Genomic DNA, 11,670 nt, shown 5'->3' with positions numbered 1-11,670 from the left:
GAGGGGAAAGCGAGGCATGGCCTTGTCAGGTCCGCAGCAGTACCCGACGGAGCTGCTGGATACCACCATGGACCAGCTGCGCACACTGATCGTCGTCCACGAGGCGGGTACCGCGCTGGGTGCCGCCCGGCGGCTGGGCCGCGAACAGTCCAGCGTGCAGAAGCAACTGGACACCATGAACCGCACCTTCGCCGCGCTGTGCGGCGAGGAACTGGTCCTCAAGCAGGGGCGGGGCCGGGACGCCCTGTTCACCGCGACCGGGGAGGCGCTGGTCGAGCTGGCGCGCCGCACGCTGGGGGAGTGGACGGACGGTGTGCACGACGCCCGCCGCCGGCTCGGCCGGACGCTCTCCGTCGGCACCACCCGCTATACGCTCGGCTTTCTCCTGGACGCGGTGGAACGGGTCACCGAGGACTATGAGCGCGACGATGTCGATCTGAAGGTCACCCATGTCCGCACCGGCGACCTCTTCACCAAATTGCGCTCCAAGGAGCTCGATCTGGTCTGCGGCAGCGTCGTGGTCACTGAGCGGGATGAAGCGGAACTGCTGGCTCCGTACGAGGTGATGGAGTGGCGGCGCAGCGGGCTGTCCCTGCTGACGAATCTGCCGCCGGAGCGGCTCCCCGGCACCTCCTTCGCGGCCCGGGACCTGCCCGGGCTGCCGCTGGTCGTCTCGGCGCGCGGGCTGATCGGCCGCTTCCTGACCGCCTGGTACGGCCCCGACTACCGCCAGCGGCTCTCCATCGCGGCCGAGATCGAGGCCGCGCACTACGGCTTCGAGCTGTTGCGGTCCGGGGTCGTGAGCGGCGCGATGCTGGTCACCCGGGGCATCGGGGAGGCGGCGGCGGACGGCCGCCTCCCGGAGGCCGGCGGACTGCGCACCCTGGAACTCGTCGGAGAGGTGGGCCCCAGAACGGAGGTACTGGTCGGCGTCTTCACCCGCCGCGGCGAGCGGGACTCCTACGCCCCCGGCCACCCCCTCAACCTCCTGTGGGAGGCGCTGTCCCGGGAGAGCGGCCGGTGGTGGCTGAGCTCGTGAGCGCGCGGGGCGGTCGCCTCAGACGAGTTCCCGCTCCCGGGTCTCCGGCAGTGCCAGCACGCACAGCAGCGAGACGGCCGCCATCGCGCTGACGTACCAGCCCACCGACGCCGAGCCGTACGCCGACTGGAGCCGGGTGGCGACCAGGGGAGCCACGGCGCCGCCCAGGACGCCGCCGAGGTTGTAGGCCAGCGAGGCGCCCGAGTACCGCACCCGTGCGCTGAACAGCTCCGGCAGATAGGCGCCCATCGGGCCGTACACCACACCCATGCAGAACAGCGCGCCACCGATACCGAGGGCGATCAGCACCGGCCGGCCGGTGTCCAGCAGCGGGAAGAGCACCAGCCCCCACACCGCCGCGAGGACGCTGCCGGCGAGGATCAGCCTGCGGCGGCCGGCGCCGTCGGAGCGGGTGGCGGCGAGCCAGGTGCCGGCCGCCAGGAAGAGGCAGGCGACGAGGGAGAGCCCCAGCATGGTGTTGCGGGAGATGCCGAGGGTGCCGGTGGCGTAGGAGAGGCAGTAGGTCGTTGCCGTGTAGAAGAGGCCGTACGCCACGATCATCCCGCCCGCGCTCAGCAGCAGTTCGCGCGGATGGCGGCGCAGCACCTCGACGGCGGGGACCTTGCTCGCCTCCTGGGCGTCCAGCACCTTGGTGAAGACCGGTGTCTCGCTGATCTTCAGCCGTACGAACAGTCCGACGCCGACCAGCAGGAACGACAGCAGGAACGGCACCCGCCAGCCCCACGAGCGGAACGCCGCGTCGTCGAGTGCGGACGACAGCAGCCAGAACACCCCGGTCGCCGCGAAGAACCCCACGGACGGGCCGAGTTGCGGGAACGCCGCATACAGCCCCCGGCGGGTGCGCGGCGCATGCTCGACCGCGAGCAGCGCGGCCCCGCCCCACTCCCCGCCCAGCCCGATGCCCTGGAGGAAGCGCAGCGCGATCAGCAGCAGCGGCGCCCAGATGCCCCAGGTGCCGTATCCCGGGAGCAGTCCGACGCACGCCGTCGACAGCCCCATCAGCAGCAGCGACGCGACCAGGACGGACTTACGGCCCACCCGGTCGCCGAAGTGGCCGAAGACCACCGAGCCGAGCGGCCGCGCGGCGAACGCCACCGCATAGGTGGAGAACGACGCGAGGGTGGCGTTGACCGGATCGAGCGTCGGGAAGAACGCCTGGTTGAGGACGAGCGCGGCGGCCGTCCCGTAGATGTAGAAGTCGTAGAACTCGATGGCCGTCCCGATGAACGAGGCCACCGCCACCCGGCGCAGGCTCTCGCCGCCGGCGGCCGCCCCGTTCGTCTTCGCCGGAGCGTCGTCCGGTGTCTGCGCTGCTGTCGCGTCTTTGCTCACCCGCGCACTTTCCGGCCCGGTGGAGGCACCGGTCAAGAGGCGAAAGGCCCCGTCCCGGTTCCTGAGACCGGGGGCCGGCCCGCGACGGCACCGGCCCAACACCCTTACGGGTAGCGCAGATACCGCCGCCGCACCGTACGGAAGCGTTCCAGGTCCTGCTGCCAGGCGGCCACGATCTCGTCCGGTCCGGCGCCCGCGTCGATCATCGTCCGGACCAGCGCGGAGCCGGTCAGGCGGTCGATGCCGTGGTCCGGCCGCCAGGCGAAGCCGGACCAGACCCGCTTCGCGGTCACCAGGAGGCCGATGCCGGTGCGCACCGGGTCGAAGGCCGCGCGGTCGTGGACGTGCAGTTGTACGCCGCCGATCGTCTTGCCCTGGAACTTGGAGAACGTGGGGGCGAAGTAGGCCTCCCTGAAGTGCACGCCGGGCAGGGCGAGTTCGGTGGCGGCCGCGGCCCAGCGCCGGTCGATGCCGTCGGCGCCCAGCAGTTCGAAGGGGCGGGTGGTGCCGCGTCCCTCGGAGAGGTTGGTGCCCTCGAAGAGACAGGTGCCGGCGTAGACCAGGGCGGTGTCGGGGGTGGGCATGTTGGGGCTCGGGGGGACCCAGGGCAGCCGGGTCGTGTCGTAGAAGTCGCCGCGCCGCCAGCCCGTCATCCGGACCGTCTCCAGCTCCACCGGGCGCCCGGCGGCCTGCGGCACGAACTCGCCGTTGAACAGCAGCGCCAGCTCCGCCACGGTCATCCCGTGCGCCTGCGCGATCGGCTCCCGGCCGATGAACGAGGCATAGGCCTTGTCCAGCACCGGGCCGGTGGCCGCGCGGCCGGTGACCGGGTTCGGGCGGTCGAGGACCAGGAAGCGCTTGCCGGCCAGGACCGCGGCCACCATGCAGTCGTACAGCGTCCAGATGTAGGTGTAGAAGCGGGCGCCGACGTCCTGGATGTCGAAGACGACGGTGTCCACACCGGAGGCGGTGAAGATGTCGGCGAGTGCCCGGCCGCTCTTGTTGTAGGTGTCGTAGACCGGCAGTCCGGTGGCCGGATCGTCGTAACGGCCCTCGGAGCCACCGGCCTGTGCGGTGCCCCGGAAGCCGTGCTCGGGGCCGAAGACGGCGGTCAGCCGCACCCGGTCGTCGGCGTGCATCACATCCACGATGTGCCGCAGATCCGGTGTGACGCCGGTGGGGTTGGTGACGATGCCGACCCGGTGGCCGTCCAGCAGGCGGTAGCCGTCGGCGGCCAGCCGGTCGAAGCCGGTGCGCACCCCCCGCCCGCCGCCGTGCGCCGGCTCCGCGGCCCGCGCGGGCCCGGCCCCCGCGGCCAGGGCCGCCCCGGCCGCACCCGTCGCCGCCAGCCGCCCGAGCAATAGGCGTCTCGACAGAGCCATCCGCACACCTCCGTGATCAGAAATCCACCGGGTACCTGTCGTGCGCACGCTGAGGCCTGGACCCTAGCCCGGCCCGGGGCATCCCGGAACAGGGCGGGCCGAGGCGGAAAGGACTCTTCCGTCAGGACATACCGACTGGTTAGTCTGCCGTCAGCCGAACCGACGTGACCGAGGGAGATCCAGCGTGGCAGCCGTACGGGACAAGACCGTGGTCGTGACCGGGGCGGGCGGGGGGATCGGCGCCGCGCTGGCCCGCCGGTTCGCCGCCGAGGGCGCCCGGGTCGTGGTCAACGATCTGGACGAGGCCAAGGCGAAGCGGACCGCCGACGAGATCGGGGCGATCGCGGTCGCCGGTGACGCCTCCGCCGTGGTCCCGGCCGCCCGCGAGGCGCTCGGCGGCGGTATCGACATCTTCTGCGCCAACGCCGGGGTCGGCACCGGCGGCGGGCCCGAAGCGCCGGAGGAGGACTGGGCGCTGGCCTGGGACGTCAATGTCATGGCGCATGTCCGGGCCGCCCGTGAGCTGGTTCCGGAGTGGCTGGAGCGCGGCAGTGGCCGCTTCATCTCCACGGTGTCCGCCGCCGGCCTGCTCACCATGGTCGCCGCCGCCCCGTACAGCGTCACCAAGCACGGTGCCTACGCCTTCGCCGAGTGGCTCTCGCTCACCTATCGGCACCGCGGTATCGACGTCCACGCCATCTGCCCCCAGGGCGTCCGCACCGACATGCTGGCCGCCACCGGGACCGCCGGGGACCTCGTGCTCACCCCGACCGCCGTGGAGCCCGAGGACGTCGCCGAGGCGCTCTTCGCGGCCATGGCGGAGGGCCGCTTCCTGGTCCTGCCGCACCCCGAGGTCGCGGACTACTACACCGCGCGCGCCGCCGAACCCGACCGCTGGATCGGCGGGATGAATCACCTCCAGCAGAAGCTGGAGCAGGCCGAGGGCCGCTCCTAGGGCGCGGGGTGGCGGGCCGGGTCCGCCACCCCACCTCACCCCAGCCGTTTCCCCGCAGGGATGATCGGGCGATCAGGAAGAAAGGGCCGCACCTCGATGACCTCCTACCAGGACAAGCCGTGGCTGGCACAGCTCACCGACGCCCAGCGCGCCCCCGTGCAGCCGCCTCCCTCGACGCTGCACGCCTTCCGGGCCGCGGTGGGCAGCGTCCCCGACCGAACGGCGCTCGCCTACTTCGACGGCCGGCTGTCCTACGCCGAGACCGACGCGCTCTCCGACGGCATCGCCGCCCACCTCGCCGAGCGCGGCTTCCGGCGCGGCGACCGGGCCGCGGTCATGCTCCAGAACACCCCGCACTTCGTGCTCGCCCTGCTCGGCGTGTGGAAGGCGGGCGGGGTGGTGGTGCCCGTCAACCCCATGTACAAGTCCGCCGAGATGCGGCACATCCTGGACGACGCCGAGGTCACCGCCGTCATCTGCGCCGACCGCACCTGGGACGGCTTTCTGCGGGTCACCGCCGCCGGGGCGCCGTCCGTACGGATCGTGCTCACCGCCCACGAACGGGATCTCCAGACCCGCGACGACCAGCGGGTGCTGCACGGCGAGCGGCTCGGGCCGCAGCAGGACGCCGACGATCTGCTGACCGTCGCCCGCACGACCGGGAGGATACGGGTGGCGCCCGACGACCCCGAGCTCACCGTCGGCGACCTCGCGCTGATCAGCTACACCTCGGGCACCAGCGGCACCCCCAAGGGCGCGACCAACACCCACGGCAACATCACCTATAACGCCGAACGCCAGCGCACCGGTCTGGGCCTGCCCGCGGGAGCCACCTACTTCGCGCTCGCCCCGCTCTTCCACATCACCGGCATGGTCTGCGAACTGGCGGCCTGTATCGCCAACCAGGGAACCCTGGTGCTCGCCTACCGCTTCGAGGCGGGCGTCGTCCTGGATGCCTTCCTGGAGCACCGCCCCGCCTACACGGTCGGCCCCTCGACCGCCTATATGGCGCTGATGGCCCACCCCGAGGTCACCCGCGACCACTTCGCGTCCTTCCGGACCATGTCCTCCGGCGGTGCGCCGCTGCCGCCCGCCCTCGTCGAGAAGTTCCGTACCGGTTTCGGGCCGTACGTCCACAACGGCTACGGCCTGACCGAGTGCACCGCGCCCTGCGCCAGCGTCCCGCCGGGCCGGGAGGCGCCGGTCGACAAGGTGTCCGGCACGCTCGCCGTCGGTGTCCCCGGCCCCGACACCGTCGTCCGGATCATCGGCGAGGACGGCCGGGACCTGCCGTTCGGCGAGCCGGGCGAGATCGCGGTGCGCGGCCCGCAGGTCGTCCCCGGCTACTGGCGCCGCCCCGACGCCACCGCCGAGGCCCTCCCGGACGGTGAGCTGCGGACCGGCGACATCGGCTTCATGGACCGCGACGGCTGGCTCTATGTCGTCGACCGCAAGAAGGACATGATCAACGCCTCCGGTTTCAAGGTGTGGCCGCGCGAGGTCGAGGACGTGCTCTACAGCCATCCAGCGGTGCGCGAGGCGGCTGTGGTCGGGGTGCCCGACGCCTACCGCGGCGAGTCGGTGAAGGCGTATGTCAGCCTGCGCCCCGGCACCGCAACGGAGCCCGCCGAGCTGACCGCCTACTGCAAGGAACGGCTGGCCGCGTACAAATATCCCCGTGCGGTGGAGATCCTGGCCGAGCTTCCGAAGACCACGAGTGGCAAGATCCTCCGACGGGAGCTGCGCCACCGCGCATGACTGAGCACGAAGGACAGGTGAGGGCGATGGCCGGCACGAAGGACGGCAACGGCAACGACGGTGCGAAGCCGGTGGCCCAGCGGCTGCTGGCCACCGCCACCAGGCTTTTCGCGGAGCAGGGCTACGACCGCACCTCCGTCCAGGAGATCGTCGATGCGGCGGGTGTGACCAAGGGCGCCCTCTACCACTACTTCGGCTCCAAGGACGATCTGCTGCACGAGGTCTACGGCCGGGTGCTGCGGCTCCAGCAGGAGCGGCTCGACCACTTCGCGGACGCCGACGCGCCGGTGGAACAGCGGCTGCGGGACGCCGCCGCCGATGTCGTCGTCACCACCATCGAGAACCTCGACGACACCAAGATCTTCTTCCGCTCGATGCACCAGCTGAGTCCGGAGAAGGACAAGCAGGTACGCGCCGAGCGGCGGCGCTACCACGAGCGGTTCCGGGCCCTGATCGAGGAGGGCCAGCGCACCGGCGTGTTCGCCGCCGACATCCCCGCCGACCTCGTCGTCGACTACCACTTCGGCTCGGTGCACCACCTGGGCACCTGGTACCGCGAGGACGGGCCGCTCAGTCCGCAGCAGGTCGCCGACCACCTCGCCGATCTGCTGCTGCGGGCGCTGCGGCCGTGAGCCACGGCGCCGGAGTGCGGCGCTGCTCACACAGGTGCACCTGATCGCGCAGCGGGCCTTGACCGCGTCCCCTGGAATTTGTTGGATTGCGCGCAAGACCAGTGGGCATACGCCCCGGGGCCATGAGACTCAAGGGGCGGTCACGGGCCGGGGCTGTCCTCATCCCGCACCCGTAACCTAAGGTATGGATAGTACTGCTATCTATCGAGTGGGTGCCCTTTGCCTGAAGTGACACTTTTTCTCCGGGAGTACGCACGGACGAGCCGGGAGGTGGGGGCGATCGCTCCCAGCGGCCCCCGGCTCGGCAGGGCCCTCACCCGCTATGTGATCCCCAGCCCCGGCAGTGCCCGCGCGGTCCTTGAGGTGGGGCCCGGTACCGGGGCGGTGACCCGCCATATCGCCGGTTCGCTCGGCCGGCTCGACACCCTCGACCTGGTCGAGGCCAACCCGCGCTTCGTCGACCTGCTGCAAGGTGCCTACGGCAACGACCCGCGGCTCCAGTTCCGTACCGGCCTGGTGCAGGACCATGAGCTGGGCAGCTACGACACCATCGTCTGCGGCCTGCCGTTCGCGAACTTCGACGCCCCGACGACCGCGGACATCTTCGACCGGCTGCTGGGCGCCCTGCGGCCCGGCGGCACCCTGTCCTTCTTCGGCTACGTCGGAGGGGCGCGCATGCGCCGCACCTTCACCGGGAGGGCGGGGCGCGAACACGTCCTCGACGGGCAGAACACCCTGCGCCGGATATTGGAGCGGCACACCTTCCGTACGGAACTGGTGCTGGGCAACCTGCCACCGGCCCGGGTGCACCACCTGGCACCGGTCAGCGCCCCCGCTCACCCGGCCTGACGCCGCGCCCCACCCACCCGCAGAACGTTCCCCCGGGCGATGTCGGACAGGCATCACGGCATCGCCCGGACGACGCCGAGCGCCGGCACCCCTGATCCGGGTGCCGGCGCCCGGACTCCGTCGACGGCGGCCGACCGGGTCCCGCCCGGGGTCCGTCCGCCGGCCCCGCGCTACAGGTAGCGCTTCAACTCCCGGCGCGCCAGCGACCGTTGGTGCACCTCGTCCGGACCGTCCGCCAGCTGGAGCGTACGGGCCCCGGCCCACAGCTCGGCCAGCGGGAAGTCCTGGCTGACACCGCCCGCGCCGTGCAGCTGCACCGCCTTGTCGAGGATGTCCACGACCGTGCGCGGGGTGGCGATCTTGATGGCCTGGATCTCGGTGTGCGCGCCCTTGTTGCCGACCGTGTCCATCAGCCAGGCGGTCTTCAGCACCAGCAGCCGCAGCTGCTCCACCGCCACCCGGGCGTCCGCGATCCACTCCTGGACCACGCCCTGCTGGGCCAGCGGCTTGCCGAAGGCCGTACGGCTCACCGCGCGGCGGCACATCAGCTCGATGGCGCGCTCGGCCATCCCGATCAGCCGCATGCAGTGGTGGATCCGGCCGGGGCCGAGCCGGGCCTGGGCGATACCGAAGCCGCCGCCCTCCTCGCCGATCAGGTTGCCGGCCGGCACCCGTACGTCATGGAAGAGCACCTCGGCATGGCCGCCGTGCCAGTGGTCCTCGAAGCCGTAGACCTGCATGGCGCGCTTGACCTCCAGGCCCGGGGTGTCGCGCGGGACCAGGATCATCGACTGCTGGCGGCGGATGTCCGGGCCGTCCGGGTCGGTCTTGCCCATCACGATGAAGATCTGGCACAGCGGGTTCATCGCCCCGGAGATGTACCACTTACGCCCGTTGATGACGTAGTCGTCGCCATCCCTGACGATATGCGTCTCGATGTTGGTGGCGTCCGACGAGGCCACCTCCGGTTCGGTCATCGCGAACGCCGACCGGATCTCGCCCGCCAGCAGCGGCTCCAGCCACTGCTTCTTCTGCGCCTCGGAGCCGAACTGCGCCAGCACCTCCATGTTGCCGGTGTCCGGCGCCGCGCAGTTCAGCGCGGTGGGCGCCAACTGCGGGCTGCGGCCGGTGATCTCGGCCAGCGGCGCGTACTGGAGATTGGTCAGCCCGGCGCCGTACTCCGCATCGGGAAGGCTGTGCTCGTCCACAAAGAAGAGGTTCCACAGTCCCTGCTTGCGGGCCTCGGCCTTGAGCTCGTCGACGATCGCCGGGGTCTCCCACGGGGAGGCCAGTGCGGCCCGCTGCTCATGGGCGGTCTGCTCGGCCGGATGGACATGCTCGTCCATGAAGGTCAGGAGCTTCTCGCGGAGCTCCTCCGTCCGGGCGTCGAATGCGAAGTCCATGGTGCCTCAGCCTTCCTTGAGGGTGGTGAGTCCGCGGTCGATGAAGACGGGGACGAGCTCGCCGATCCGGTCGAACCCGGCGCCGACGGTCTGGCCGAGTGTGAAGCGGTAGTGGATGCCTTCGAGGATCACGGCGAGCTTGAACCAGGCGAACGCCGTGTACCAGGCGATCGCGGAGGTGTCCCGGCCGGACCGGGCGGCGTAGCGCTCGATCAGCTCGGCCGGGGACGGGTGCCCCGGAGCGCCGCTGGTGGTGCTCACCGGCGACTCCGGCAGGCCCAGGTCCGAGCTGTACATCACCAGCAGGCCGAGGTCGGTCAGCGGGTCGCCGAGCGTGGACATCTCCCAGTCCAGTACGGCCTTGAGGGTGTCGTCGGCACCCATCAGCACGTTGTCGAGGCGGTAGTCGCCGTGCACGACGACCGGGGCGGGCGAGGCGGGCAGTGCCCGGCCCAATGCCTCGTGCAGCTCGTCGATGCCCGGCAGTTCACGGTTCTTCGACGCGGTCAACTGCTTGCCCCAGCGCCGCAGTTGGCGCTCCAGGAAGCCGTCGGGGCGGCCGAAGTCGCCGAGTCCGACCGCCTCCGGGTCCACCGCGTGCAGCTCCACGAGCGTGTCGACCAGGGACAGGACCACGGCGCGGGTGCGCTCCGGGCCGAGCGGGGCGAGCTGCGCGGCGGTGCGGTACGGGGTCCCCTCGACCAGCTCCATCACATAGAAGGGCGCCCCGATGACCGAGTCGTCCGTGCACAGCAGCAGCGTCTCGGGCACCGGCACCGGCGTCCGGTGCAGCGCGCTGATCACCCGGTGCTCGCGCTGCATGTCGTGCGCGGTGGCCAGCACATGGCCGAGCGGCGGCCGGCGGACGACCCAGGAGCCGGCGCCGTCGGTGACGCGGTAGGTGAGGTTGGACCGCCCGCCCTCGATCAGCTGCGCGCGCAGCGGGCCGCCGGCCAGCCCCGGCCGCTCCCGGTCCAGATGCGCACGCAATCGTGTCAGGTCGAGGCCGGGAGGGTCCTCCCGGTCCTGGGCCTGCGGGGGAGGGGTGCCCTTGCTCATCGTGCTCCTCCGTACGGAGTGGACGGTCCATCGGTCGCTGGCACGATCATGCCGACTAGTCGGTATGGAGTCCAGTGCCGGAGCATGGGGCGTCCGTCACGCGAGGCTTTTCCGCCGTATCTGCCGCCCCGTCCGTCCCCTGCCCCTCATGAGCACGGGCCCGAGGTCTCCCGAGGCCCGCGGGCCCGGCTCATGCGTGACAGGCCATCGGGACCCCGCCGTTCAGCACCGCCATATCGCTGAAGCCGGCGATCGGGTCGAGCGGGACGCCCGGGGCGGCGCCGCCCAGTTCCGCGTAGGCCCGGTGCAGATTCGCCACCAGCCGCTCGCTCTCGGCCAGCTCGGCGAACGGGCCGAGATCCGCCTCCTGGGCGGTCTCCAGCGGGGTGCGCCCGGCCGCCCGGCCTTCCTCCGCGAGCCGGCCGACGAACCGCAGATAGCGCTCGATCCCGTCGTAGACCTCGGGGCCGGTCACCGGACCGTGCCCGGGGACGACGGTGACCGCGTCCAGGGCCCGCAGCGTCCGCAGGGCGCGCAGCGAGCCGGCCAGCGACCCCATGAAGAGGAACGGGGTGCCGCCGTGGAAGACCAGATCGCCGGCGAAGACGATGCGCTCCCGGGGCAGCCAGACGATCGTGTCGCCGGTGGTGTGCGCGACGCCCGGGTGGATCAGCCGCACCTCGGTGTCACCGACGTGCAGGGTCAGCTCGTCGGTGTAGGTGACCTCGGGCGGGGTGAGGCGGATGTCGCCGTACGCCACCTCCGGCCAGACGGTATGCAGTTGATGTCCGGCGGCCAGCAGTTCGCGGCGGCAGGAGGCATGGCCGACGATCGTCGCCTCGGGTGCGAAGACACCGTTGCCGTAGGTGTGGTCGCCGTGGTGGTGGGTGTTGACCACGGTGCGGGGAGCCGGTGCGCCGCTCTCGGCGATCCGCCGGCGCAGCAGGCGCGCCCGGCGCTCGGTGGCGGCGGTGTCCACGACCAGCGTGGCGTCCCCGTCGGTGACGAAGCCCGCGTTGTTCAGGCACCACCCGCCGTCCGGCTGGATGAACGCATGGACCCCGGCGGCCAGTTCGGTGAGGTAGGGCTCGGGGACGGGGGACCCGTCGGCGGGCGGCGGGCCCGCGGGGGTCCCGGCGCCGGGCGGCTCCGTGGCGTTCGGTCCGCTGATGCCGGGGCCGGTGGGCGGTGCTGCCGGGTTCCGTGCCGCCGTGCGCCGTGCCGTCGCGTCGTCCATGCG

The 11,670-nt window shown here is 71.8% G+C and carries 10 protein-coding genes; 5 read left to right on the top strand and 5 right to left on the bottom strand.

Translation table 11 applies throughout. The annotated features are described in order from the left end of the window. Nucleotides 1-16: 16 nt before the first annotated feature. Nucleotides 17-1,039, top strand: a complete 1,023-nt coding sequence (locus tag TU31_RS21890; RefSeq protein ID WP_042157290.1) for a LysR family transcriptional regulator — start codon at nt 17-19, stop codon at nt 1,037-1,039. A gap of 18 nt (nt 1,040-1,057) precedes the next feature. On the opposite strand, the gene TU31_RS21885 is transcribed toward TU31_RS21890, so the two are convergent. Beyond that, nucleotides 1,058-2,392: an MFS transporter gene (locus tag TU31_RS21885; RefSeq protein ID WP_042157588.1), complete on the bottom strand. Its 1,335-nt coding sequence runs from the start codon at nt 2,390-2,392 to the stop codon at nt 1,058-1,060. Between the two features lie 104 nt (nt 2,393-2,496). Continuing rightward, nucleotides 2,497-3,774: an exo-beta-N-acetylmuramidase NamZ family protein gene (locus tag TU31_RS21880; protein WP_042157287.1), complete on the bottom strand. Its 1,278-nt coding sequence runs from the start codon at nt 3,772-3,774 to the stop codon at nt 2,497-2,499. Nucleotides 3,775-3,958: 184 nt separating this feature from the next. Between TU31_RS21880 and TU31_RS21875 the strand changes: the two genes are divergently transcribed. From TU31_RS21875 to TU31_RS21860, 4 genes are all read left to right on the top strand, one after another. After that, entirely contained in the window at nt 3,959-4,729 is a 771-nt protein-coding gene (locus tag TU31_RS21875) for an SDR family oxidoreductase (protein WP_042157284.1), read from the top strand. A 96-nt stretch (nt 4,730-4,825) separates the two neighbouring features. After that, complete coding sequence (locus TU31_RS21870) at nt 4,826-6,487, top strand: class I adenylate-forming enzyme family protein (RefSeq protein ID WP_042157281.1); 1,662 nt, start codon at nt 4,826-4,828, stop codon at nt 6,485-6,487. Nucleotides 6,488-6,513: 26 nt separating this feature from the next. Continuing rightward, on the top strand, nt 6,514-7,119 hold the full coding sequence (locus tag TU31_RS21865) for a TetR/AcrR family transcriptional regulator (RefSeq protein ID WP_042157278.1): 606 nt from the start codon (nt 6,514-6,516) through the stop codon (nt 7,117-7,119). A 270-nt stretch (nt 7,120-7,389) separates the two neighbouring features. After that, nucleotides 7,390-7,968 (top strand): class I SAM-dependent methyltransferase, encoded by a 579-nt coding sequence (locus TU31_RS21860; protein WP_245698624.1) that lies wholly within the window; start codon nt 7,390-7,392, stop codon nt 7,966-7,968. 170 nt (nt 7,969-8,138) lie between these two features. Here TU31_RS21860 and TU31_RS21855 read toward each other — a convergent pair whose 3' ends face one another. From TU31_RS21855 to TU31_RS21845, 3 genes are all read right to left on the bottom strand, one after another. Continuing rightward, complete coding sequence (locus TU31_RS21855) at nt 8,139-9,371, bottom strand: acyl-CoA dehydrogenase family protein (protein WP_042157274.1); 1,233 nt, start codon at nt 9,369-9,371, stop codon at nt 8,139-8,141. Nucleotides 9,372-9,377: 6 nt separating this feature from the next. Beyond that, nucleotides 9,378-10,430 carry a phosphotransferase family protein gene (locus TU31_RS21850; RefSeq protein WP_042157272.1) on the bottom strand — a complete coding sequence of 351 codons (1,053 nt, stop codon included), beginning with the start codon at nt 10,428-10,430 and terminating at the stop codon, nt 9,378-9,380. Between the two features lie 190 nt (nt 10,431-10,620). Next, nucleotides 10,621-11,667 carry an MBL fold metallo-hydrolase gene (locus TU31_RS21845; protein ID WP_042157269.1) on the bottom strand — a complete coding sequence of 349 codons (1,047 nt, stop codon included), beginning with the start codon at nt 11,665-11,667 and terminating at the stop codon, nt 10,621-10,623. Nucleotides 11,668-11,670 lie beyond the last annotated feature (3 nt).

This window comes from Streptomyces lydicamycinicus, from assembly GCF_000829715.2.
In the GTDB taxonomy this organism is placed as follows: Bacteria; Actinomycetota; Actinomycetes; order Streptomycetales; family Streptomycetaceae; genus Streptomyces; species Streptomyces lydicamycinicus.
Note: the sequence above shows the minus strand (reverse complement) of the source record. Positions and strands in the feature narration are given on the sequence as shown.

Coding starts and splice junctions, on each gene's coding strand:
- TU31_RS21890 (WP_042157290.1), top strand. CDS start 17: ATGGCCTTGTCAGGTCCGCAGCAGTACCCGACGGAGCTGCTGGATACC.
- TU31_RS21880 (WP_042157287.1), bottom strand. CDS start 3,774: ATGGCTCTGTCGAGACGCCTATTGCTCGGGCGGCTGGCGGCGACGGGT.
- TU31_RS21870 (WP_042157281.1), top strand. CDS start 4,826: ATGACCTCCTACCAGGACAAGCCGTGGCTGGCACAGCTCACCGACGCC.
- TU31_RS21865 (WP_042157278.1), top strand. CDS start 6,514: ATGGCCGGCACGAAGGACGGCAACGGCAACGACGGTGCGAAGCCGGTG.
- TU31_RS21855 (WP_042157274.1), bottom strand. CDS start 9,371: ATGGACTTCGCATTCGACGCCCGGACGGAGGAGCTCCGCGAGAAGCTC.
- TU31_RS21850 (WP_042157272.1), bottom strand. CDS start 10,430: ATGAGCAAGGGCACCCCTCCCCCGCAGGCCCAGGACCGGGAGGACCCT.
- TU31_RS21845 (WP_042157269.1), bottom strand. CDS start 11,667: ATGGACGACGCGACGGCACGGCGCACGGCGGCACGGAACCCGGCAGCA.